The sequence below is a fragment of the Caballeronia udeis genome (assembly GCF_001544555.2).
Taxonomy (GTDB): Bacteria; Pseudomonadota; Gammaproteobacteria; order Burkholderiales; family Burkholderiaceae; genus Caballeronia; species Caballeronia udeis.
In genome coordinates, this window is the sequence record NZ_FCOK02000022.1 from 24706 (window position 1) to 48688 (window position 23983).

Sequence of the window (23983 nt, forward strand, 5' to 3'; positions counted from 1 at the left end):
TACATTGGTGTCAATCCGGGAGTTGAAACAGTGCGGCGAACTGACGGGGAATCTTCCGAACCATGTCTGCGCGGCACTCTCCACGCGGATAACGGACAGGCAGTAACGACTTGGAAAAATTCGTCATCCGAGCCTCACGGCAACGCGCACGCTGGCATGCGACCGGCCTCGCCAATGTGACTTTCGCGATGGGCGCATTCTGATGGCGCTGGTTGAAATGCAATGTCGTATCGAAATGGAGTGCATATGAATGTCGCGGTACCGCAGGACCTCGATTCAATCATCGACGATGGACGCATCAGCGGTTTCCAGATCACGATCATCGTGTTGTGCGGACTGATCGCAATGCTGGACGGTTTCGATACTCAGGCCATCGCCTTCGTCGCGCCGGAAATTATCACGGCGTGGGGCATCGCTCCGGGGGCATTCGGACCGGTGTTTGCCGCCGGATTGTTTGGCGGTCTCATCGGTGCGCTCGTGTTTGGCGCTGCGGGCGATCGCGTCGGCCGCAAACCCGCGTTGTTTTGTTCGATCCTGTTGCTTTCGATCGCCTCGCTCGTGACGCCGCTCGTTCATTCCCTCGGGCCATTGATCGGCTTGCGGTTCATCGCGGGTATCGGATTGGGTGGTGCGTTGCCAGGCTTTATCTCTCTGAGCTCGGAGTACGCTCCCCAACGGCTGCGCGGCACGCTCGTCGCCATCATGTTCTGCGGCTTCCCGCTTGGCGCGGTGTTCGGTGGCGCCGCATCAGCATGGCTGATCCCCGCGTTCGGATGGAAAAGCGTACTGCTCGCGGGCGGCGTACTCCCGCTAGCTGTCCTGCCGTTTTTCATGGCGCTCGTTCCAGAGTCTGTGCGTTTTCTTGCGGTCAAGGGAGATCATCGAGCGATCGCACGAATCGTGCACCGGATGAAACCGGAAATCTTATGGAACGGGATCGTCGCTCCGGTTGAAACGCACAGCAATTCGCCGATATCGAGCCTCTTTACCGAAGGTCGCGCACTTGGGACCATCCTGCTCTGGATCACGTTTTTTCTTAGCCTTCTGCTGACATACTTCCTGATCAATTGGATTCCGATCGTGGCGCGCAGAAGCGGCATGGGGATTGAAAAGGCCGTGCTTGCAGTATCGATACTTAATCTCGGCGCGGTAGTTGGCTGCGTCGTTCTCGGGCGTCTTACGGACCGCTTCGGGCCCAGCGTCGTGATAGGCGTGTCATATGTCTTCGGCGCAGTAGCGATCGCGTGCATGGGTTATGCGGAATCGTCCAGCGCGCTGCTGTACCTGACCGCTTTCCTCGCGGGCGCGTTCAGCATCGGCGCGCAGATATGTACGGTCGCACTGTGTGCGACCTTCTATGAAACTTTTCTGCGGGCAACCGGCGTAGGCTGGGCGATGGGTATTGGGCGAACCGGTGCGATCGCGGGTCCGGTGTTCGGTGGCATGTTGCTGAGCGCGGGCGTGCGGCCGGCCATACTTTTCGCCGTGGCCGGTGCGACGTCGTTTGCCGCAGCGTTGGCTGTGCTGGCGATGGGTTATCTCGTGCTTCGGGAGAGACCCGGAAGTGCAACAGAACTGGCCTCTGCCCGCAGGGGCGGGACACGGGCGACGGCGCCCTGATCCATTGATTCGTACTCGAAGGGGGGAACTATGCAAGTGTTGTCATTGAGTCAAGCATCGAAGATCATGGATGAAACGTTGGCGAAAGCACGTAAATTGGGCTGTGCGCCGATGACTGTCGCCGTATTGGATGCGGGTGGTCACCTACTCGCTCTCAAGCGCGAGGACCACAGCAGCATCATGCGGCCCCAGATCGCACAGGCGAAGGCCTGGGGTGCGCTCGGGATGGGTATGGGCGGACGCGCGTTGGCGGAGCGCGCCGCGCAGGCACCGGCATTCTTCGCTGCGTTGACCGACATATCGCAAGGGCGCATTGTGCCGGTGCCGGGCGGGGTGTTGATCCGAAATGGGGAGGGCGATGTTATCGGCGCAGTCGGCGTGAGCGGCGATCATCCTGAGGAGGATGAGATGTGTGCCGCATTCGGTATCGAAAGTGCAGGGCTAAAGGCCGATGGAGGGTAAGCTAGATTTCGAAGGCGAGTTCGCATTTAATCTCGCGGCGCGAGAAACGCCACGTTTTGTCGGCACCCTTCACGAGGTCATCAAAGACATCGTTGACCCGCATACGGGTCGGCTTGCTGTCGCCCAGGTGTTCGAATGTCAGTTGGACAGCCGTCGTCGACGCAGTGAGGGGGGCGGTGCGTTCAACTCTCAGATTCGAAATGACGTGACGTGTCTTGCGTTGGGGGATGATAAAGCGGTTTTGACAATCGGCGGCAATCTGCTGCCTTCCCTTCGACTCTTTGCCGCCGAGGACCAGAACGCCGTCCGAAGCGAAGAGCTCCGCGAGCGCGGCTGCATCGCCACGGTCCGCAAACCATGCAAAATCGCTAAACAAACGTTCAATTTGCAACAAGTCAAGATCACCCATCAGAGTCTCCTAAAACGAGGCGTTGATAATTGCGGTCAACAGAGGACCGGTTTCTCTCTGCTATTTTTTGAATCAAAGAGTCACTAGGTGACTATATGAATAATATATTCATCGACTCTCAAAAGGAAGGGGGCAAGCATCATGCGAAAGGCATCGATTTCTTCGTGGCAACCATCGAAGCGATTGGACCGAGGCAATGCAGCGGAACAGATTCTGGATGACCTGCGTGGAAATATCCTGAGCGGGGTACTGCCGCGAGGTGCGAAACTGCCGACGGAAAAGCAGTTAGCGGAAGCCTATGACGTCAGTGGAGCAACGATCAGAGAAGCAATCCGAGGCTTGACCACGGCGCAGCTCGTCGAAGTGCGTCATGGCAGTGGCGCCTATGTCACTGCCGACGCCGATCAGCTCATCGCTATGTCGCTTCGTTCAATGATCCAGATGGAAGGGGTCAGTATCTCCGAGGTGCTGGGCGTGCTGAGCGCGCTGAACGGCTATGCCGCGGAATTGGCTGCGGTCAAGGCACGCAAGGAAGATCTGGCCGAGATGCAGGACGCACTGGATCAGGTCGATCACGGCACGGACATCGCTTCCATCAGCGACGGTCTGGCACGGTTTGTCGACGCATTGGCGAATGCGTCGGGAAATGCGCTGCTCGCGGTGCTGTGCCGTTTCCTCTCCAGCATTCAGTTTGCGCTGGCGAGGCAATTGACGGGCAAGTCGTTCGAAGCATGGCGCAAAACGACCCGGCGGCTCGCCAAGGATCGGCAACGCCTGGTCGACGCGATTGCCGCGCGTGATCCCGAAAGCGCCCGGGCGGCGGCGCGCGTCTATCATGAGCGCGCGCTTAAGCTGATCGCCGCGTTGCCGGGCGAGGGCGACGCCATGTTGACGGATCCTGCCTTGTCAACCTTTCTCAGTTCATTGTTGCAGGGTTCGACAGGCCATCGATCCGCATAACTTATTAAAGGTGAGGGAGAGATTAGACGGCGTTACAAAGAGGATCTGGGGTGTGACAACACTATCTGCTCGTGACCTCGCGGTTCAACTACTCGTGTTCTTTCCGTGAGGAGGTCGCCTGCCTGACACACTGATATAAAGTTTGAGATATTTTCGACGAGGTTCATATCTGGGTTACGCGGGCGACACCTGATGACGCACCATGGCCGACCATCTTTTCAATAGCAGTGTGTGCATGAATCGATCAGCAAACACGGCAGCGAAGCTGCCGGAGAGTGAGCGTAAGAAACTGGCTGTTCGAGCGTTGGCGGGATCGGAAACGATCCGCGACTTGGCCGCAGGGCTAGGCGTAAGCTGCGAGTCCGTATACACGCAACCGCGCAAGGCCAGCGCGCGTTGGATCATGCATTTCCCTGTTTGAGTCGCTGATCACCCGGAGGTAGATGCGCCAGGCGATGCCCGGACGCGGCGGTCGATCTGGCCCTGCAGATAGCTCGGTTGCCGGTGAATATCTCGAACTCAACTCCATCGAGACCATCCTGATTGTCCGGTTAGGTGAACATTGGAATAGAACCGACTTACGGGTGTTCTATTGTAGGTATAAGCCGCCATGACTAACCCTATGAACTGAACGGAAATCAAGCAGCCATGCAAAATCTCGACGAATATTCGATCACTGACGCCGTCCTGCAAAGCCAGGCAGACACACCCAATCCCCGGACCCGGGAAATCTTCGACGGCCTCGTGACGCATCTGCATGCATTCGCGCGCGAAGTGTCGCTGACCGAGGACGAATGGCTCTCCGCCATTCGCTTCCTGACCGCCGTAGGTCACAAGACGGATGACAAACGCCAGGAGTTCATTCTGCTCTCCGACACGCTTGGCCTCTCAATGCTCGTCACTGCGATGGCCAATCGGAAGCCGAAGGAATGCACCGAATCCACCGTGTTGGGGCCGTTTTTCGTAACCGATGCGCCCGCCGTGCCCAATGGCGGCGACGTGGCGCAAGGCGCGCCGGGTGAACTGTGCTTCGTCAGCGGCCATGTGCGGGGCTTGCACGGCGAGCCGGTTGCGGGCGCACGCATGGAAGTTTGGCAGGCCGACGAGGACGGCCTGTATGACGTGCAGTACGAAAACCTCGAGGCGCCGCGCGCGCGGGGTGTCCTGTTCAGCGAGCCGGATGGGGCATTCAGGTTTACGTCGATTGTCCCGCGCCCTTATCCGGTACCACACGATGGTCCCGTCGGCGACATGCTGAAGGCTCTTGGCCGACATGCGTGGCGCCCGGCGCATCTGCATTTCATGATTTTCGCCGAAGGCTACGAACCGCTCGTCACGCACGTCTTTCGCAAGAACGATCCTTATCTTCAATCGGACGCGGTGTTCGGCGTGCGCTCGTCGCTGATCGGCGACTGGACCACCCATGCGCACGGCGTCGCGCCGGACGGCAGCATGCACGAAACACCGTTCACGACTTTCGCGTTCGACTTTGTGTTGGCGCCGGTTCGCGCCTGATGCGGACCTGAGGCACACCCCACCGGGCAGGCTGGCCGGGTGCGTTCGCCGGACCTTCGCTATATTCGACGAGGTTCATATCTGGGTCACACGCGAGGTACCCGATGACGCGGCCATGATCGATAATTGCCATCCATTTTTTTAGTAGTGGTGCGTGCATGAATCGATCAGCGAGCAAGGCAGCGAAGTCCAATGTGTTTATGCGAATGCGTATTGACAGTCCACGGCGCGCTTGACCGGCGTGATACGAATCCCAGGGACGAGCAGACGCCGACCTCGCGAGTGGACGGCGACCAGCCGCTGCGAGCCGGCTACCGCTACCGTTGACGAAAGTGTTTGATCACCGTCTGCGTCACCCGCCCCAAGTGATTTTCGACGGCCAGTTGCGCGGCGCGCGTGTCGCGGGCCAGCACGGCGCGTAGAATCGCGCCGTTTTCTTCGATTACATCGGGAAGCTTGATATGGTGTTTCAGGCCTTCGACACGGGGTCTGCGCACATGCCGGGAAAGCAGCGTGTGCATATCGGTCAACACCGGGTTGTTCGCGATCTCCAGCAGCTTGAGATGAAATGCCTGATGCAGGTCGAAGTAGCGATCCGGTTCGCTCGGATCGTATTCCTTCGAGAACCGTCGGTGCAGTTCGGCGAGTTCTTCCAGCTCTTCGTCCGACGCGTGCAGGCAGACCTGGCGCGCGGCATACCCTTCCAGTGCAATCAACACCGAGAGTTTTTCGCCGATCATCTCCAGCGAGATTGCTGTGACGATCGCACCACGGTTGCGGAACAGCTGTACGAGACCTTCTGACGCAAGCACCTTCAGTGCTTCACGCAGTGGGGTGCGGGATACCTCGAACTCCTCGCACAGCTCGCGTTCGGAGATGGGTGTGCCCGGACCCAGAATGCCATCGACAATCCTGTCGCGCAGCACCGAGGTTAGCCGCTGATGCAGATTGGCGGGTTCCTGCGTTTGTTCGAGCATGGTCTGACCAAAGACGGCCGCGGCCGTGAACTGTTTCTGTGCGTCTGATTATATTGCATTCAAACCTAATGCGACCGCGCGGATTAGCGCGATGGCCGGCCGATATGCTCGCACAATGCAGCACATCGGTCCTATTGCGTGTTTACATGGGCGCCCTGATGGTCATTTTGTCGACTACGTTACGCACATTGGACACCTGCGACGCGGCCGAGACCGCAAGCGTGGACTGCTCCTGACTAACGACGCTGCCCGTCAGCACCACGACGCCGTTGTGCGCGAGGACGGAAATATTGGCCGGATCAAGTCCGGGCGTGCGCGCGAGCCGCCTCCGCACTGTGCGGATCAGCACCTTGTCCTCTTGCGACGGATGTCTCAGCTCACGTGCGGACGGCACGCTCGCCGCCGCGGTCGACCCTTCGCTTGCGGGTTGTGCGTAGCCGCTTACAGCGAAGCACAGCGACACCGTTGCAGCGACGGCAGTCAAGGTCAGTGGGGTTTTCATTGGCGTCCTTTTACCTGCGGAAAGATCCGTCAGGCGTGGTTATAAACAGTGGCTTGCCCGGCGCGAACGGACTTAAAAATAATGCATGATGCCGCTGAAGAAGCCCAACTGATTGTGACCCAGCGCAGGGTTATAAACCGAGCCGACGGGTTGCTCGACAGGGCTGAAATTAGTGTTCTTGCCGTTGATCACATAACCTGCAGTCGCGTACAGGTAGGTCCGTTTGGACAGGCTGTAGGTCGGGCCTCCTGCGATCAGCGTGGCGCTGCCATGTCCGTCGCGCTGATGAATGTGTGCGACGGTTGCTGCCACCTTGAGCGGACCGGGCGCATTGTAGGTCGCGCCGATCCACGCGTAGTCTGCGTAGCGTGGCGCCGTTGCCGCAGCTTGCGGCGCCGCCATGTAAGTATAGGCAGCCTGGAACTTGAAGATGCTGCCGGTGTAGGCCGCACCGACAAAGAGCTGCTTCTGGTCGTTGAACAGATCGCTGAACTGTCCATTGGCATCGCGCACTTCCTGGTAGATCGCGCGCGCTGAAAACGCGCCGAAGCGATAAGTCAATTGCAGGCCGTCGACCCGGCCGCTGTTGAACTGGCCCGGTACGCCGCTTAACGAATACTGGAAGCCAGCGTCGAAGCCGCCTACGGACGGCGAGTAGTAGCTGAACGTGTTGCTGAAGTTCGGCCAGTTCGCACCACGTACGATCGATTCCACGCCGATGTGTTGCTGATAGAGCGGATCGTAGTCGAAGCTGCCGTCCTTGATGATTGAATCGTCGCGACCCATGCGAAACGAACCGAAGGGTCCCGACAAGCCCACGTAGGCGTTTTGCCAGAACGGATTCGAGCTCTGGCCGCTCGTGACCATAATGTAATCGAGCAGCTTGAAATTGACCTTGTAGCCGTTGCCGATATCCTCCGAGCCGCTGAGGCCCCAGGCGCTAGCGCCCGCGTCCCCGCTATCGGCACTCCACAGCGCCGAGCGCGTGCCATTCGCTCCCGCAACGTTCGATAGATACTGGATGCCGGCATCCAGCCTGCCCCATAACGTGACGCTGCTTTGTGCGCATGCACTGCCCGACACGAGCAGCATCGTAAGCGCGAGTTTCTTCCTCACTTGCGTCTCCTGAATTTTTTTCTAGGTGATGAACGTCTCGTTCACACGAGCTGGCCGCGTACCCAATCCCACGTCGTCAATTTGAATTTAGATTGAATTCAATTTAAATTCACTTGGAGTTTTTACCTATCCGCGATTGTAGTGAGGGTGTTGGCCGGACAGGTACGGATGGTCGTGGCGAGGCCGCGACCGTTGTCGCCCGCGATAGGGCAGAGCCTCATCGCGCGAGCATGTAGAGACATTCATTGCGAAGCCCCGCGAGCCAGCCGCGTGAAGCTCCCGCCTTGCGCCCGATACGCTTTGTTATTGCGGCGGCGGACTGGCGCGCAGCGTGACTTGCATGGGCATGGAGCGCCGCGCGGTGAGCCGGGCGAGCGCGAGCAACGCCAGTGCAGCCGCGAGCGGAGGTATCGCGCAATAGAGGAACATCTGCGAGGGCTGCGCGCTCATGGACAGCACGGCACCTCCCGCTAACGGTCCGATCAGGGACCCGAAGCGGCCCACACCCTGCGCCCAGCCAACGCCAGTTCCGCGGATCGTGGTCGGGTAGTAGCCGGTGATGTAGGCCGTCACGGCCAGTTGCGCACCTATCACAAAGAAGCCGGCGAAGAAGATGCACGTCATGATCGGCAGCCATTGGTTGCCGACGAGGCCGATGCCGGCAACTGCCGCCGCGCCGATCACATACGCACCGGCGAGCCGCGTCAGCGTGCGGCGTTTCGCGAACCGCACCACGACCAGGCTGCCAATGATCGCAGCGAAATTGATCATCACGGTGCCGAGCACTGCCTGCCGGATCGGCATGCCGACCTGTCGCAAAAGTGACGGTATCCAGTTGATCAGGCAGTACGTCATCACGAGGCTCGCAAACAGCGTGAACCACAGCAGCACGGTTGGCCATCCGAAACCGTTGCGGAACAGGGCAATCACGCTGCCGCGCCGCGTGCTCGGTTCAGCTACGAAGTAAGTGTCATCCGGCCGGAAACCGCGTTGCGGATCGATCTTCGAGAGCACGATCGCGATCTTGGCGCGGTGCCGGGGCGACAATGCGAGATAGCGAACCGACTCTGGCATCAGCCCGATCAGCACCGGCACGCAGAGCAACGGCAGAAGCGCGCCAAGATAGAAAATCGACTTCCATCCGTAATGCTCGATCATCGGTCCCGCGAACAATCCGCCTATGACGGCGCCAAGCGGAAACCCCCACATGCTCATCGTGACGACGGTGTTGCGCAGGCGCTCGGGTGCATATTCGGAGGCGAGCGCGAGAAAATTCACAAGCGCGCCACCCAGTCCAATACCCGCCAGCAGGCGGTAGACCAGCAACTCAGTATAGGAGTCCGCGAGGCTGCACACCCAGGTCAGGCAGCCGAACATCACGACCGACATGATCACCAGCCAGCGTCGTCCGATCCGGTCCGCAAGCATACCGAACGAAATTGCGCCCAACACAGTGCCGGCGAGTCCTGCGGAAAAGATTGGTCCGAACGCCGCCGCCGGCAGCTTCCACTGCGCGGAGATGGCGGGGGCGACGAAGGCGATCGCCTGCGTGTCGTAGCCATCGAAGATGATGACTATGAACAGCAGGATGAACACGCGCCACTGGAAGGCGCTGAACTTCGCGCCGTCGATGACGGCGGCGACGTCGATACGGTTACCTGTCTCCATCTGAAACCTCTTTTATGTGTATATGGTAAACCGACGGTCATCCGGTTTTGCGCCGGGGGACCGTGTTCATGATCGACGCGGCAAGCTTCTCCGCGACCATGATTGTCGGGATATGCGTGTTGCCGGCGGGAACCACCGGCATGACGGATGCATCGGCGACGTGAAGACCGCCAATCTTGTATACGGCGCCATTGGCGTCGGTCACGGCAAACGGGTCGCTCGCCTTGCCCATCGAACAGGTGCCGCACACGTGGCCGGTTCCGGTGACGGTGTTGCGGATGTGACTCATCAGCGCTTCGCGGTCCTGGCGCAGCGGGGCGAGCGGTGTCAGGCGTGCATACCGCTGCAAGGCGCGCAGGCCACCACGGGGATCGATATCCATCCATGCGGCAGCCACTCTCGCCCGCATGCCGTTGACGCGTGACAACTGGTTAAAGCGCATCAGCCGCTGCGCGTCCTCCAGCACGAACGGCGGATGGCAGATGGCCTTCACCTCCGGTGCATCAAACAGCGAACAGGTCAGATCGAAACCTTGCGCGAGGCGCGTGGCGTCGCGGTCGTCGGCGAGGAAGTTGAATTCGATCCGGGAAGCGGTGTCGGGGTTCGCGGGATCGAGCGTGACGGTGCCGCGCGACAACGGCCTCATCAATACCGGTGCAAGCGATGCCAGTCTGCGGCCCAACGCATGCCACGACAGATAGCTGCGCACATAGAGACCCAGATCGCCCGACGTACACGACTCAATGCCTGATGACCAGCGGATGAATGTCGAGCCGGCGGGCCGCAAGCCTGGCGCGTCGCGGCCGGCGGGGCGAAGCAGTGCGGCGGTGTAGAGGATCGGATGATTTTGCAGATTACGGCCGACGCCGCGCAGGTCGGCGACGACCGGTATGTCAAGCGCCTGCAATGCGTCGCCCGGCCCGATGCCCGAGCGCAGCAGCAGCGCTGGCGTGCGCAGCGCACCGGCCGTGACGATCGTGTGGCGCGCGCGGATCGGCAATAGAGAACCATCGTCGCGCAACACCAATGCGCCGACGACCTGTGCCCCTTCGACCAGCAGCCGGCGCACTTCGGTATGCGAAAGAATTGTCAGGTTGGTACGACGCCGTGTTGCGTCGTCGAGATAGCAGAGCCCCGCAGAGGCACGCGATGTTTCAAAGCGGCTGATCGGCAACGAACAGTGCCCGTCACTGAACTCCGCGTTCATGTCGTCGATCTGTGCGAAGCCCGCCGCACCCGCGGCCGCCGCGACCGCCCGGGCGAGCGGTTGCCAGTCCGCGGCTCTTTCGCGTCGGATCGGCACCGGACCATCGTTGCCGTGCATCGGACCGTCGAAATCGATGTCGTGTTCGAGCTTGCGAAACCAGCTCAGCACGTTGTCCCAACCCCATCCTTCGGCGCCCCTGTCGCGCCATTCGTCGTAGTCCCCGGGCATGCCGCGCAATGCCCACATGCCCATGATCGACGAACTGCCGCCGACATTGCGACCCTGTTGCAACGGCACCGCCGGCGAGTCCTGCGCAGTGCGCCAATGTACCCGCGTATCGGGCCACATGTAGCGCGGATTGAAGGCCGATAACGGGAACACGCTTTGAACGTCGGGGGGCACGCCATGCGCTACCACGTCGTCCCCCGCTTCAAGCAGCGCGACGCTGACCCGCGGATCTGCCGACAGCCGGTTTGCGAGCACCGATCCCGCTGCGCCGGCGCCTATGATCAGATAGTCGAACACTGCGTTCACGGTCCACACTTCCGGTTATGTGCGGTCTCTTCCCTGCTGCCTATGACTCGCACCGGAATCACACCGAGGCGCCGCGAACGGTGTTCGTGCAGCCGCGCTTGATAAGCGTGATTCATGTCTTCAGGCACCCAGTCGAAGCGGTCGTCGAGAAGGACGTCCACATGCGCGACGCCGGGCAACGCGCAAAGCGCCTTGTAGGCTTCGGTTGCAAAAGGCGCGCCCATCAGGCAGCCATATTCGGTGACCGCGATGACGACTTCGACATGCGTGCCGCCAGACTCGTCGTGCAACGAGACGCTGCGCACGAGCCCCATGTCGTCGAGTCCGGCAGCACACCCCGCGGCCACGCTGCAAGGATCGATCACTTGATTCAGGGCGTGCCGGATATCGGTTTCCTCGATCATGCCGCGCGCTCCCGCTGAAGCGTGCCGCTCCATGGCGCAGCCAGCGACGTAAGCTGGCCGAATTCGTCGCCTGCCAGTTTGCGGCGCAGCGCATCCACGTCCCAGCCGAGAAAGCGCGCGTGGTTCAGACCGAGGATCTTGCGTTTTATCTGCTCTGTCAATGCCGGATAGCCATAATCGCGGCACATGTCCTCGGGAATCTGGAAGTCCCAAAACAGTTCGATGAACGGCCGCGGATGATGCGCGATGCAGCCGGTCGACCAGAATATCCGGTCTTCACCGCCCCACATCAGCAGCGAGCCGAGTAGCTCGGCGAAGCGACGCGGCGAGCGCTGCAACAGATAAGCACTGCTACCCTCGAGATTGACGGTGACGTTGGGGAAACGCTGCATTTGCCACGCCGTTTCTTCGAGAAAGGCGATGCCACCGTGCACGACTTCGAACGTCATGTCGGGAAACGCGGTGGCGGCGCCCGCGACATCGAACGGCGCAAACGGCTCGCTCGGCACCTGACCCTGCGGAATCGCCTTGTGCGTGGCAATCATTTTCACGCCGAGCTTTTGTGCGCGCTCAAGCAGCGGAAAGGCGATCTCGGGATCGTCGAGGCGATAACTCTTGATTTCGCCGTCGACCAGGTCCATTGGATAGAACTTGAGTCCGAGCACTTTGTCCTCTTCGACCAAGCGGTCGATCCTGTCGAGCGCATCGGCTTGCCACGGGCTGACCGGGCCGTACAGCGCGACGCGGTCCGGCCAGCGTTCCCGCATGGCACGCCCGACCGCCAGCGGCGAGCCGCCGTCGCGATAGATGCCGTAGAGCGGCGTGCCGTGATAGATGCATACGTCGGTCTGGCTTTCAGCGAACAGGGCATGACCCATCAAATCCGGATCGGACGCATGCCGGAAGCGTTCGTGCGGCAGCGCCCATTTTGGGTCGCCATCGGGAATCAGCTTGCTATGGCCGGCATAGAGCGTGTCGGAGAGCTGGATCGCGACACGTTCCTTGTATTTTCCATCGACGTGATTCTCGGGCAACGTGTTGTAGCCGTGGACGGTCGAGTCGATGACGAATACATCGTCGAGAGGCCAGCGGTTCTGTGGGGATTGCATGGTGAACTCCAGTTTGATCAGGTGCTTTGCGGCAACGCTTCGGCATGCGTGGTCGCTTCGTCGGCGACGGGATTACGCAACACGCCGATGCCTTCGATTTCCGCCTCGACGACATCGCCATGCTTGAGCAGCCGCTCAGGAAAACGGCGGTTGAAACCGGCGACGCCACTTGTTGTACCGGTGGTGACGATATCGCCAGGCTCGAGCGTCAGACGCGATGACCAGTAGGCGATGATCTGTGCGCAACTGAAGATCATGTTGCTGGTGTTGTCACTCTGACGCGTCTCCCCGTTGACCCGCAGACGGATGTCCAGAGCGCCCGGATCCGCGATCTCGTCCTCTGTGACGATGCACGGTCCGAGCGGGCAGGTCGCATCGAGGTTCTTGCCCTGAAAGACCACGCCAGTCGGTTTCTCCTCGACGATCAGATCGCGCATGCTGACGTCGTTGACGATCGTGAAACCGGCCACCACGTCACGCCAGTTTTCGGCCGCGACGTCGCGGCAGCGCTTGCCGATCACCATCGACAATTCGATTTCGTAATCCAGCTCCTGGGTGTGGCGCGAGCGGACGATCGCTTCGTCGGGACCGACGACGGCCGAGGACATCTTCAGAAACGCGACGGGGTAGGCGGGCAATTCGCCAAGTACACCGGTCGAGCGTCCTTCCTTGATATGGCCGGCGTAGTTCGCGCCGATGGCGACGATCTTGCCGGGGCGGGTAATCGGCGCAAGCAGCCGGACGCTCTCGAGCGGCAACAGCACGCGGCTTTTGACGAGCGGCGCGTGGCGGCGGCGCCCGAGCGCGTTTTCGACGTAGCTCAGCGCTTGTTTCGCCGCTTCAAATGACTGCGCGCCGCCGATGATGAACTGCGTCAGGTCAGCTGGGATCCGAACTGCAGCGATGCCGTCCGCAAACGGATCGCCCGAGACGTCCGACAGGTACAGCGCATACGCGCGGCGCAAATCGACAACCGTGTCGAGATGCTCGCCGGTTTCGTCGAGATGGTTCAGCAGCGCGCCCGCGCGGTTGCCCGGATCCGCTGCGCAGGAATAGGAGACCAGTTTCATTGCGGCACTCTCTGGGAAGTGTTGACGAGGCGGGTGGCGCGCGCTTGCAGATGGTAGGGCGCGAGCGCTTCCGAGAGACGCGCCTCAGCCTCGGCGGAGATGCGCATGCCGGTGACGCGTACATCGGTTACGCCGGCGACCGCCAGCAACGCGGGGCGTACTGAACCCTCCGTCGTGACCGGGCGAAATTCGCAACCGACGCACATGCCGGTGTAACGCACCGTCACGACGCCGTGTTGATCGTCGACCTCGACGAGTTCGATGCCTCCGGCATGCGCGCGGATCAGCCGGGACAGCGAGTCGATGGTCCCGGCGAGTTGTTCGCGATCGATCTTCACAAGACCTCCGCCGATGCCGATGCCGGGTTGGCCTCGCGGGCAAACTCCGCCTTCTTCTGTTCGATGTCGACACCCATCAGACGCGCGAAGTTTTCGCCGAGGATCTTCTTCTTGTCTTCGCGCGTGATCTGCGGATAGCCATAGCCGCTGCGCAGATCGGTGGGAATCTCCATTTCCATGAACGCGTTGAGCGTTGGCGTGGGGCCGCCCGCGAGCGCCGCTTCGGAACCCCATAGCAGTTTTTCCGGGCCGGCCATCTGGAGCAGGCGTCCGATATGTTCCTGCACGCGGCGCGGCGCGATCCGGTAGAAGCTGATGTAGCCGGCGAGGGACAGATAGACATTCGGAAAGCGCGCCGCAATCGACACCATCTCCTCGAAGTAAGGCAGCGCGAGGTGATGCACGATAAAGCTGATCTCCGGAAAATCGCGCGCCGGGCCTTGCAGGTCGGTCGGATTCAGGTACTCCATATTCTGCTGGCCCCACGGGTTGCCCTTGTGGAACTGCAACACGTTGACACCGCCCGCGAGCGCACGTTCATACATGGGATAAGCGAAGCGTTCGTCGTCGCAGCGCCAGCATTCGGGTATGCGGTCGTGGCCGTTATAGAACTTGAACGAACGTGCGCCGAGTTCCTTGATCTGGAAGTCGATCTGGTCGAGCGCGTGATTGAGCCCGCGATACATCGGGTCGACGCCGCCGCAGAACATCACGCGGTCCGGGTAGGCCGCAGCCATCGCATGCTGGGTCACAATCGGAGACTCCCAGTCCTTGAACCAGTCGAACATCGGCACGACCTGGGTCATCGCCATGTCGGTCGGCGACTGCTTGAACACGAGATCGTACATATCCTCGGCTTCCCAGCGGCGCGCCCAATTGAATGCCGGATCGTCCAGCTCCGGGTTGCCGGGCCAGCGCAACGCCTTCACGTACTTCAGGATACGGTCGCGCGTTTCCTCGGCTTCCGGGCGGTCCTCACGCAGATTCGGCGTGGACATGTCATACAGGTGGATCACATTATCGAAGATGAAGATGTCATCAATCATCGGTTACTCCTTTCAGATGTCTATTGTTTTTCGTGCAGCGGTTCTGCTGTCGTTACCGGTTCAAGCGCAGCGGGGGAAAAGGGTGTTGGCCTGAGGATCGTGTTGCGCATCGAGAGCATCGGCGCGAGCGCGTCTACTTCATCGCGGTACAGTGCCCAGCGAGAATCGCATTCGAGCACTGCACGCATCGCCATGCGGCGTTCGATGTCGAGGTGTTGCCACAAATGCGTGATCTCGTTGACCTGGCCGACTTCGCTCAGATACATGCCGAGAAACCTGCCGCCGAATGAGCCGATGTATTCGAGCTGGAGCGGTAACGCCGCACGCTCCCACAACGCGAGCCAAGGCTTCATGCATTCGGGGCGCAATTGATAAAAGCGTTGTTCGATGATCATTGCGGCGGTCCTCCGCGTTGAGCATTCAGCGTTTCGAATACTTCGAAAAGCGCCGCGGCGTCCTGATGAGCCCGATCCTGTTCCTGCGCGACACGGTAGATATCGAGTGCCGCGTCAAAGAGCGGTGTCACCGCGCTGTGCTGCGCGATGAAGTCCGCGATGATGCGGGTGTCCTTGAACGGGATCGCGAGATCGGCGGCCTTGGTCTCCGGGTCGTCGTAGATGCCGCTCAACATCAGCGGCACGCGTGCCTGCCAGATGCCCGACGACGCGGGGCTGTTGCGCACAATGTCGTCGACGAGTACCAGGTCGAGACCTGCGCGCTTGGCGAACTGCATGGTCTCCGCAATCAGAACAGTACTCGTGCCGACCAGATGATTGATGATGAACTTGAGCCGTGACGCCGTGCCGAATGAACCGACGTATCGATACTGCCGCGAGGTGGCTGCGAACAGCGGTTCGATGACACGACTCGCGGCCTCGTCGCCGCTCGCCAGGACTGTGAGCGTAGCGCTCTTGGCCTGCACCGCGCCACCGATCAACGGACAGTCAAGCAATGTCGCGCCGCTGCCGTTGGCGAAGTGTTGCGCCGCGCGTTCCTTGTCAGCGATCGCCAGCGTGCTGGTTTCAGCGATCACATGTTCCCGATGAGTTATCCGAACCAGTTCGTCAACCGCCGTGTCGAGCGCTGCGCTCGACGGCAAGGATACGACGATGAACGCGGCGAAGTCTGTCACCTGCGCCATGTCGCTCGCCACCTTTGCGCCGGCTGCCGCCAGCAATGCGCGGCGTGCCGGATCGACGTCGAAACCCATCACTTCCCAACCCTGCGAGATCCAGTTGCTGCTCATCGGCAGTCCCATGAGTCCCGCTCCGATGATGCCTACCCGTCTCGACATGAAGTACCTCCTGAGTGAATGCAATTTGAATTCAATCTGACGCGCAACTTGTCTGGGGCGCCAAAGGCGCCCGCAATGGTCAGCCTGCGAACACGCCCTTGAGGAACTCGTTGGCGGGCTGCATGACCAGGTCAAAGCCGAATTGGTACGTCGGCGTAACGTCCGCGTAGTGGTTCATGAATGGAATCAAATGAACTTCAGCGCGGCTGTTGCCATGACGCTGCAGCGCTTCGTTCATCCACAAGGTCTGTTCCGGCGGGACGTGCATGTCAAACTGTCCGTGGATACCGAGCACGGGTTGCCGGATGCGATCCGCGTAGCTGAATGCCTGGACTGTTTCGTAAAACTCGCGATGTTCGTCAGGCTGACCGCCGAGCCACTGGCACAGCATGGCGTACCGGCCTGGCGCGTAAGGTGCGACACCGCGCACATGCTGCAGCAGATCCGTCGGCGAGCCGAACGTGATGACCGCTTTTAGCGTGGGCATGAGCGCCGCTGCGCGCAATGCGCTCATGCCGCCGCGCGACATGCCGAACACAGCGATATTGTCTTTCAGCACTTCGGAACGATCGCGCAGCCAGTGGAGCACGAGGCCGATATCGTCGGGGTCATGCAGCGGCGAGCCTGAGCGATAGGTCATCGACAACGCATGAAAGCCTGCCGCGGCGAAGCGCGACGCCGCCCAGTCGATGCTGTCGAGCATGCCGGTCGCAATGCCACCGGGCGCGAGGATGACCGCGGGGGCCGCGCCGCTGACAGCCGGCGCGTAGTGGCGCACCGCGAGCGGCACGTCACCGCCGGTGAGGGTGTGATCGGAACAGGAATAAACATCACTGGGCACAGGTTTCTCCGTATGCAGGATCGGGGTTGAGGCCGCTTGCGAACGTGGCGGCTCGCCGGCGCGCACCTGGGCCGTCAATCCGCCCCAGAACCAGCGGCGCTGTCCGTATGAGCGCGGATAGCTGTCGAAAATCGTCGTGGGTCTTCATAACAAGCCGCCGTTGACGTGCACCACCTGGCCATTCAAAAGCCGCGCGGCATCGGTCGCGACAAAATGCACCACGTCCGCGATATCCGCCGTCGTCGCGATCCGGCCGAGCGGCGTCGCGGCGATCACCGTCGCGCGGCGCGCCTCGGTGGTCTGCGACAGCATCTTTTCAGTCGCTGTCATGCCGGGCGACACCACATTGGCCGTGATGCCGCGTTTCGCGACTTGCCGGGCGAGAGTGCGCACATAAGCTTCGCTGGCGATCTTTGCACCCGCGTATGAGGCGGTGCCCGGATACGGCTGCGATGCGGTGCTCGATGAAATGAAAATGATGCGGCCGCCATTGCGCAGATGCCGCGCGGCAAGTTGGAGCGCGACGAACTGGCCGCGCGCATTCAGCGTCATCACCCGATCGAATTCGGCCTCGGTGGTCTCAAGTACCGGGCGGATCACCGCATCGCCGCCGGCGTTCAGCACGAGGATGTCGATGCCCCCGCAGACAGCGATACTTTGCTGAAATAGTGCGTGGATCTGTTGCGGATCGCTAACGTCGGCTGTGAATGCGAACGCGCGGCCTCCGGATTCTTCGATCGATGCGATGGTTTGCTTTGCGTGCGCGCTTTCGGTTTCGTCCGGATAGTTGACGACCACCGTCGCGCCACTCTGCGCGAGTCGACGCGCGATCTCGGCGCCAATGCCGCGGCTCGCACCCGTCACGAGCGCGCAGCGGCCGGTCAGCGCCGCTGTCTGCATAGTGCGGGAAGCGAAGTTGCCTGACATGAAGGCATCGTCCTCGGTAGCCATCCTGTGTCTCCTGATGCACGGCTCACGGATTGCGTGTTTGCCTGTGCGGTTTTTGTTGTGCGCCGGCGCCGGACGCCGGAATTGCGCTAGGCCGGCCGTACGCCATCTACATGAAGAATCTGGCCGTTGATCCAGCGCGCGTCGGGGCCGACGAGAAAAGCAGTCAACGCGGCGATGTCCCCGCTCATGCCGTGATCTCCATCGCGGTCCACGCGAGCATCCGCGCGGGTCGATGCTTGTGACGCATGACCGGTCGTGTACTCGTACGGATTGCGTGCTATCGCGTTGACGGTGATGCCGCGCGAACCTACTTCGCGTGCAAGCACCCGCAGGTAGACCGCGGCGGCCACGGCCGCGCCCGCATGTGCCGCGCCGGTGAATTTGGCCGGCAACGTGGCGTCGGGCATCACCAAAAGCAGACGGCCGTCCGTGCATACGCGCAATGCCGCTTGCTGCAGGACGAAGAACGGCATCTTCGCCGCCTGCTGCGTAATGGCGTCATAAGTTTCGAGGGAGAGATCGGCGACATCGGCCCATTCCTGTACCGGTTCCATCGCGTTGATCACAATATCCAGCGGACCCAGCGCGTGTTCCGCCGCGTCGAACATGCGGGCAATGTCGCTTGTGTCGTCGCGGCGAGAACGAACCGCGACGATGCGTGTGTCTGCGACAGCCTCGGACACGGCACCAGTGTCGGCTTCGCCGTCCGGCCAGTTCAGCGCGACTGACGCGCCGCACCGGGCCAGCGCATGCGAGATCGCACCGCCGATGCCATGCGGCGCGCCAGTGACGAGCGCGACCTTGCCATCCAGCTCATGGGACTGCATGACCTGTCTCCTTATATGTCTGCCACCTCAGTTTGTCGCTGTGTATCGACATTGGCGACAATATGAATGCAATTTGAATTCAATGTAGATTGCCCGGCAGCGCTTGTCAACCCCGGGTTCCCCGACCCCTTCAACCCATCAAACAGAGTGCATTCTCTCTTGCACGCCGATAAAGTCTGTCGCTAGAATGAGATTGAATCCAATTTGAATACATTACGAGTTCATTGCGACTTACCGGCTCTCGAACGCACAAGATGCCGCCCCGAGACATATCGTTTGCATGCGGAGAAGACATGAGGAACAACGGCAAGCCCGTGGAGCAGAGTGAATGGGACGCGCGGGTCGAACTGGCAGCGGTGTACCGCCTTGTTGAAATACATGGATGGGGAGAGGGTATCTATAACCACGTTTCGCTGCGCGTGCCGGACGAGCCCGATCATTTCCTGATCAAGCGTCACGATCTGCTGTACAGCGAAGTCACCGCGTCGAATCTCGTGAAGGTGCCGGTTCACGGCGATCTCGATGAACGGACCGGCGTCAACCGTCCTGGCTTCGTGCTGCATGGCGGCGTGCTGATGAGCCGGCCCGACGTGAATTGCGCGTTGCACGTGCATACCGCCGAGGGCATTGCGCTGTCGGCATGCGAGGCGCCGCTGCTGATGTTGTCGCAATACGCGGCGCGATTTTACGGGCGCATTGGCTACCACCCGTATGAGGGCATCACGGACGGCATGGATGAACGCGTGCGTATCGAGCGCAATCTGGCGGACAACAGCGCGCTGTTCATGCGCAACCATGGCGTGCTGACCGTGGCGTCGAGTGCTCCGAGCGCCTTCATCCAGATCAAGGATCTGCTCGATGCATGCCGGATACAACTGTTGTTACAGGCGGCCGGCAGCAATGTGATCGAGATCGGCGAGCTGATTTGCGAGCGTACGGTGCGGCAGTTTGCGCAGCATGACGAAGGCCGCGGCGGGGCGGCATGGCCGGCGTATCTGCGGATGCTCGAGCGAAGCGACACCTCCTACGCGCAATGAGCGGCATGGACGTGACTGCTGTGAACCGTTGCTGCTAGCGCATGCGAAAGTAGGTGACGACTGTCTGCGCTACGCGCTTCAGGTGTTCTTCCGCTGCCGCTTGCGCGGCATCGCCGTCGCGGGCGAGCAGGGCTTTAAGGATGGCTTTGTGCTCGTCGATGACGACGCGGGTCGGCAAATGCTGCCGCACGCCTTCAATGCGCGGGCGGCGCACGTGCCGCGACAGCAGTGCATGCATGTCGATGAGCACAACGTTGCCCGTCATTTCGACCAGTTTCTGGTGAAACGTCTGGTTGCGCTCGAAATACAGGCTGGGCTCGCCCGTGTCGAAATCCTTCACGAAGCGCCGATGCAGCGTTGACAGTTCCTTCAGTTGTTCGTCGCTCGCGTGCTGGCAGACCAGCCGTGCCGCATAGCCCTCCAAAGCGCCGAGCACGGCCAGTTTGTCCTCAATGGTTTCCACTGAAATGGGACTGACAATCGCACCGCGATTGCGGAACAACTGGACGAGTCCTTCGGACGCTAGAATTTTCAAGGCCTCGCGCAGCGGGGTGCGTGACACACTGAGTTCCTCGCAAAGCTCGCGCTCGGAAATAGGTGTTCCCGGCCGCAATACGCCATCGACGATTTTATCGCGTAGGATCTCGGTAACCTGATGGTGCAGTTGTGTACTGTCTGACATTGATGGCGTGAAGGTTTCGATGCGCGGCAATGATGGTTTCACAAGGCGCAAGCCGCCTTGCGCAGTGCATCGTAGCACATTGCATTCGAAGTGAATTTGCCTTGTACACCGATCGATTTTGCACCGGCTTTGAACCTGGCCAGTCGGAGATTTTGCTGCCTCGGCACAACCGCGCCTTCTGATTGAAACGGTGGGCCAGCCATTAGTGCACCGAACTTCCAACTTGCGATACAGGGGCAAGTTAATCAAATCGCATAGAGCGAATTGGGGATTACGCCATCTTGTATGTGCGACGGTCTTGTCGACACCACCCGAAGTAGGTTATTCGCCCATTTCACCGTTTCCTTGGTGGCGAAGGGATGACCCGTTAGGTTGAAGAGCGGCTACACGCCGCCACATGTCAAGCAGTTCGGCTTACCGTCCGGACTGCGACGAATCGTTCAGAGCGGGGTCGACGGACACTCTATTGGCCTGTCCTACTCTAATTTGGGCGGCGATACGCGCTTCTGCCGCTTGGAAATTTCCTGGGTACTCTGGGCTGTTGCCCATCCAGGGCTCAAAGCCGGCTTTTTGGAGCTGAACAAGTTCAGCTCGGACTTGCGTGCGGGTCAACGGCTCGTTCGATTGTGCAAATGACACGACGGGAACAGTGAGCAGGAAAGCGGTGAACAATGTGTTTAGAGACGATTTCATTATGTTTTCCAGCGGAAGATGCTTTTTGAATTCTCAAAATCCGCTTTAATGCCAACGGAGTTTTGATGAGCGATCGTTAAAGTTTAATGGATTGGAACGTAAGGAAGAACGCTTGAATTCGCAATTTTCCATTGTTTTTCAGCGGATAATCCACGTGCTTTTTCATTAGTCTATTTCATCGATTAGCGGGGGGTGCAACAGCGAGCGAAGGAAGCCGGGAAGCTTGCCTGTCGGGCGGATTCCTTAGAACGTGCACGGCGCTGCAGGAAAGCCGGATGCGCGCGCAACGGCGCAGCCATTTCGGCGGCGCCGGTGAGCGATGCCGTATCGAACGCGCTTTTCTGATCGGACAGCCCGACCGAGCTGTCAAAAACCGGTTTTGTTTTGGCCCGTCCGATCCGGTTCGGGCGCTACTCGAATTCGTGCATCGCGTCGATCATGAGGTTACGCAGCCACGCCGAAGCCGGGAACTGTGCGCGCTCCGCGTGGCAGTGGATCTTCACGTCGAAGCTCGCAATGTCGACCGGCAAGTCACGTGGCGGATTTTTGTATCAGATGGGCCAGGCTGTAGGCGGTGCGCTGGATGTGACAGCGCATCAGCATCTCGGCGGATCCGGTATCGCCGCGCAGGATGGCATCGGAAATCCTGCGGTGATCGTCGTTGGAGCGGCGCACGCTGGCGTGATTCATCAGCACGCCGGCTTGCGCGCGGAAGAACGTGGTGTAGAGATGATCGAGCATCGCCGGAAGCCGCGAATTGCCGCCAATTTCGATCAGGAGGCTGTGGTAGTGCGCGTTGGCCCGGAAATAGGCATCAGGGTCGTCAGCATCGTCTTCAGCGGCATCGAGGTGCTGTTGGGCGAGCCGCAGGCGCTCCGCGTTATCGCCCAGATGAATGCGTGAGGCGGCTTTGCTGGCCGCGAGACCTTCGACGACTTCGCGGATCTCGAGTAAGTCCTTGATGTCCTCGGGCGTGAGCGCGCGCACCGATGCGCCGCGATAGAGATTGACCTCGAGCAGGCCCTCCGCGGCAAGGCGCGAGACTGCTTCACGGATCGAACCTCGACTCACGCCCAGGATTCTGCGCAATTCGGCTTCAATGATTCTGCTGCCCACCGCAAATCGACCGCTGCGAACGCCCTCGCGAATATGTGACATGACGAGTTCCACCGTCGAAACGTCGACGCTCTGATGCTCTGAAGTCATGTTTTTAGCGGCCCCCGAAACTACGATAACGAATGGATTTTAGCGCGGATCGGGCTAAAAGGGCATTATCGTCCGACGATCCGGTGCAGCACGCCCCGTCGACCGGTTGCCAGTCCCTTGCGGCCGCTGAAAACCGTTTGCTTCGACGCTTGAACGGGCAACGGCCGGTCGTTGCATGAATGTGACCGGCCGTGACTTTATCACCTGCTTTTGCAAGCCGGCTCGTGGGGAGCGCTCAATGGCCTGCGCCACTTGCATGGTCAGACGGGCAAACCGTATAGACCCGCGGCATTACGGAACGCGACCTTGTCGCGATCATCCGCGCTCAGATGACCGAACAGCTTCGAGATATAGGCTTGGGAGTCGGGCCAGATGCCGTCGGGATGGGGAAAGTCCGAGGCCCAAAGAATGTTGTCGAGACCGACCAGTTCGAGCACCGGTAAGGCAGACTCTTCGGTCTGGAACGACGCAAAACATTGCCGGTGCCAGTATTCCGATGGCCGCAGCGATAGCTTGAGTGTATGCCTGAATTCCTCATCCCAGGACCAGTTCATACGGTCGAGAATGTACGGAATCCAGCCCACGCCGGATTCGGCGAAGACAATCTTGACCTTCGGAAAGCGTTCGAGCACGCCGCCCATCACCAGCCCGGTCAGCACGCGGGCCGCTCGGAAAAACTGGCCGCATGCGAAAGCCGCGCCACGCGCGCCTTCCTTGGTCGCCGGATCCCATGTCTCCCACTGGGGTGGAAATTCCGGCCCGAAGGTATGAAAGTGCACCGGCATGCCGGCTTCGCTCGCGAACGCCCAGAATGGATCCCAGTCCGGATGGTAGTACGGCTTGGCGACGGGCGATGCCGCGGCCATGTCGAGACCGCGAAGACCGCCCAGGCGTACGACACGGCGCGCTTCTTCAAGCGCCATCTCCGGTGTGTGACAGGGGATGTTGGCGAGGCCAAGCAGGCGCTGCGGATAGTGTGAGCAGAACGTGCGGAGCCAGTCGTTATAGACGCGAAGCATCTCGATGGACGCTTCCTCGTCCTTGAGACGTTCCGACATGCCGAGGATACCGTAGAGGATTTCTCCGTCGACGCCGTCGCGATCCTGGTCGATGACTCGCAGATGAGGTTCGGAAATCCGCCGGACCCCGCGCTTGCCGTCTTCGAAGAGGCCTTCGGCGGCCATTCTGTCGGCGCGTTCCTGCTTGCCGGCTTCATAAGGGCGGCCGGTTGCGCCAAGGCCGCAAGCAAAGCCGAGGTGAAGGCCGCTGCGGGTGGTCCAGCGCGCTCCTTTCGGCGTGTCCTCCACGTAGGGCATACGGTCGCGATAGGCGGACGACGCGTTAGCGACGAACAGGTCTGGCGGCAACCACGACAGGTCGATGTGCGAATCTCCCGAGATGCAACGTTGTCTCATGCTAACTCCTGAACATAGGTTGTGTTGAATGGGCTGGGTAAGCGTCGGTTTGCCAAATGGCCCTGCCTGATCGAATTGCTGTCAGGCAGTAAAGTAAGGA

General features: G+C 60.5%; 25 protein-coding genes. 5 read left to right on the forward strand and 20 right to left on the reverse strand.

Annotated elements, in window-relative coordinates; genetic code table 11:
- The first annotated feature begins 246 nt into the window (after positions 1 to 246).
- Complete coding sequence (locus AWB69_RS17350) at positions 247 to 1620, forward strand: MFS transporter (protein ID WP_062086872.1); 1374 nt, start codon at positions 247 to 249, stop codon at positions 1618 to 1620.
- 30 nt (positions 1621 to 1650) lie between these two features.
- Complete coding sequence (locus AWB69_RS17355) at positions 1651 to 2082, forward strand: GlcG/HbpS family heme-binding protein (RefSeq protein ID WP_062086874.1); 432 nt, start codon at positions 1651 to 1653, stop codon at positions 2080 to 2082.
- A 1-nt stretch (position 2083) separates the two neighbouring features.
- On the opposite strand, the gene AWB69_RS17360 is transcribed toward AWB69_RS17355, so the two are convergent.
- Positions 2084 to 2491, reverse strand: coding sequence for a nuclear transport factor 2 family protein (locus AWB69_RS17360; protein WP_062086876.1), 408 nt, complete (start codon positions 2489 to 2491; stop codon positions 2084 to 2086).
- Positions 2492 to 2632: 141 nt separating this feature from the next.
- On the opposite strand from AWB69_RS17360, the gene AWB69_RS17365 reads away from it, so the two are divergent.
- Together AWB69_RS17365 and AWB69_RS17375 are read left to right on the forward strand one after the other, a co-directional pair.
- Positions 2633 to 3451: a FadR/GntR family transcriptional regulator gene (locus AWB69_RS17365; protein ID WP_062086878.1), complete on the forward strand. Its 819-nt coding sequence runs from the start codon at positions 2633 to 2635 to the stop codon at positions 3449 to 3451.
- Positions 3452 to 4099: 648 nt separating this feature from the next.
- The gene (locus AWB69_RS17375) at positions 4100 to 4966 is read left to right on the forward strand and encodes an intradiol ring-cleavage dioxygenase (protein ID WP_062086881.1); all 867 of its coding nucleotides are present in this window, start codon (positions 4100 to 4102) and stop codon (positions 4964 to 4966) included.
- 317 nt (positions 4967 to 5283) lie between these two features.
- Here the strand turns inward: AWB69_RS17375 and AWB69_RS17380 are convergent, their stop codons facing one another.
- From AWB69_RS17380 to AWB69_RS17450, 15 genes are all read right to left on the reverse strand, one after another.
- Positions 5284 to 5943 carry a GntR family transcriptional regulator gene (locus AWB69_RS17380; protein ID WP_062086884.1) on the reverse strand — a complete coding sequence of 220 codons (660 nt, stop codon included), beginning with the start codon at positions 5941 to 5943 and terminating at the stop codon, positions 5284 to 5286.
- A gap of 142 nt (positions 5944 to 6085) precedes the next feature.
- Positions 6086 to 6445, reverse strand: a complete 360-nt coding sequence (locus AWB69_RS17385; protein WP_062086886.1) for a BON domain-containing protein — start codon at positions 6443 to 6445, stop codon at positions 6086 to 6088.
- A gap of 72 nt (positions 6446 to 6517) precedes the next feature.
- Positions 6518 to 7561: a porin gene (locus tag AWB69_RS17390; RefSeq protein WP_062086888.1), complete on the reverse strand. Its 1044-nt coding sequence runs from the start codon at positions 7559 to 7561 to the stop codon at positions 6518 to 6520.
- 303 nt (positions 7562 to 7864) lie between these two features.
- The gene (locus tag AWB69_RS17395) at positions 7865 to 9229 is read right to left on the reverse strand and encodes an MFS transporter (protein WP_062086890.1); all 1365 of its coding nucleotides are present in this window, start codon (positions 9227 to 9229) and stop codon (positions 7865 to 7867) included.
- A gap of 37 nt (positions 9230 to 9266) precedes the next feature.
- Positions 9267 to 10970, reverse strand: a complete 1704-nt coding sequence (locus AWB69_RS17400; RefSeq protein ID WP_062086892.1) for a GMC family oxidoreductase — start codon at positions 10968 to 10970, stop codon at positions 9267 to 9269.
- Entirely contained in the window at positions 10967 to 11374 is a 408-nt protein-coding gene (locus tag AWB69_RS17405) for an iron-sulfur cluster assembly protein (protein ID WP_062086894.1), read from the reverse strand. Before AWB69_RS17405 ends, AWB69_RS17400 begins: the two co-directional genes overlap by 4 nt.
- Complete coding sequence (locus AWB69_RS17410; RefSeq protein WP_062086896.1) at positions 11371 to 12483, reverse strand: amidohydrolase family protein; 1113 nt, start codon at positions 12481 to 12483, stop codon at positions 11371 to 11373. Before AWB69_RS17410 ends, AWB69_RS17405 begins: the two co-directional genes overlap by 4 nt.
- A 17-nt stretch (positions 12484 to 12500) precedes the next feature.
- Positions 12501 to 13553 (reverse strand): fumarylacetoacetate hydrolase family protein, encoded by a 1053-nt coding sequence (locus AWB69_RS17415; protein WP_062086902.1) that lies wholly within the window; start codon positions 13551 to 13553, stop codon positions 12501 to 12503.
- On the reverse strand, positions 13550 to 13891 hold the full coding sequence (locus AWB69_RS17420) for a NifU family protein (RefSeq protein ID WP_062086904.1): 342 nt from the start codon (positions 13889 to 13891) through the stop codon (positions 13550 to 13552). The genes AWB69_RS17415 and AWB69_RS17420 overlap by 4 nt, the downstream gene beginning before the upstream one ends.
- Positions 13888 to 14937, reverse strand: a complete 1050-nt coding sequence (locus tag AWB69_RS17425) for an amidohydrolase family protein (protein WP_062086906.1) — start codon at positions 14935 to 14937, stop codon at positions 13888 to 13890. The genes AWB69_RS17420 and AWB69_RS17425 overlap by 4 nt, the downstream gene beginning before the upstream one ends.
- Before the next feature lie 20 nt (positions 14938 to 14957).
- Positions 14958 to 15332 (reverse strand): NIPSNAP family protein, encoded by a 375-nt coding sequence (locus tag AWB69_RS17430; protein WP_062086908.1) that lies wholly within the window; start codon positions 15330 to 15332, stop codon positions 14958 to 14960.
- Positions 15329 to 16231: an NAD(P)-dependent oxidoreductase gene (locus AWB69_RS17435; RefSeq protein WP_062086910.1), complete on the reverse strand. Its 903-nt coding sequence runs from the start codon at positions 16229 to 16231 to the stop codon at positions 15329 to 15331. Before AWB69_RS17435 ends, AWB69_RS17430 begins: the two co-directional genes overlap by 4 nt.
- Before the next feature lie 79 nt (positions 16232 to 16310).
- Positions 16311 to 17072 (reverse strand): alpha/beta hydrolase family protein, encoded by a 762-nt coding sequence (locus AWB69_RS17440; protein ID WP_062087054.1) that lies wholly within the window; start codon positions 17070 to 17072, stop codon positions 16311 to 16313.
- Positions 17073 to 17216: 144 nt separating this feature from the next.
- A complete protein-coding gene (locus AWB69_RS17445) occupies positions 17217 to 18023 on the reverse strand; it encodes an SDR family NAD(P)-dependent oxidoreductase (RefSeq protein ID WP_062086913.1) in 807 nt (268 codons plus the stop codon).
- An 86-nt stretch (positions 18024 to 18109) separates the two neighbouring features.
- Positions 18110 to 18850 carry an SDR family oxidoreductase gene (locus tag AWB69_RS17450; RefSeq protein ID WP_062086915.1) on the reverse strand — a complete coding sequence of 247 codons (741 nt, stop codon included), beginning with the start codon at positions 18848 to 18850 and terminating at the stop codon, positions 18110 to 18112.
- Positions 18851 to 19143: 293 nt separating this feature from the next.
- Between AWB69_RS17450 and AWB69_RS17455 the strand changes: the two genes are divergently transcribed.
- Positions 19144 to 19887 carry a class II aldolase/adducin family protein gene (locus AWB69_RS17455; protein WP_062086921.1) on the forward strand — a complete coding sequence of 248 codons (744 nt, stop codon included), beginning with the start codon at positions 19144 to 19146 and terminating at the stop codon, positions 19885 to 19887.
- A gap of 34 nt (positions 19888 to 19921) precedes the next feature.
- Here the strand turns inward: AWB69_RS17455 and AWB69_RS17460 are convergent, their stop codons facing one another.
- The 4 genes from AWB69_RS17460 to AWB69_RS17475 form a co-directional block, all read right to left on the reverse strand.
- A complete protein-coding gene (locus AWB69_RS17460; protein ID WP_063977840.1) occupies positions 19922 to 20569 on the reverse strand; it encodes a GntR family transcriptional regulator in 648 nt (215 codons plus the stop codon).
- 414 nt (positions 20570 to 20983) lie between these two features.
- Positions 20984 to 21262: a DUF4148 domain-containing protein gene (locus AWB69_RS17465; protein WP_062086925.1), complete on the reverse strand. Its 279-nt coding sequence runs from the start codon at positions 21260 to 21262 to the stop codon at positions 20984 to 20986.
- Between the two features lie 531 nt (positions 21263 to 21793).
- Positions 21794 to 22432: a GntR family transcriptional regulator gene (locus AWB69_RS17470; protein WP_197500264.1), complete on the reverse strand. Its 639-nt coding sequence runs from the start codon at positions 22430 to 22432 to the stop codon at positions 21794 to 21796.
- Positions 22433 to 22728: 296 nt separating this feature from the next.
- Positions 22729 to 23883, reverse strand: coding sequence for an amidohydrolase family protein (locus AWB69_RS17475; protein WP_062086931.1), 1155 nt, complete (start codon positions 23881 to 23883; stop codon positions 22729 to 22731).
- Positions 23884 to 23983 lie beyond the last annotated feature (100 nt).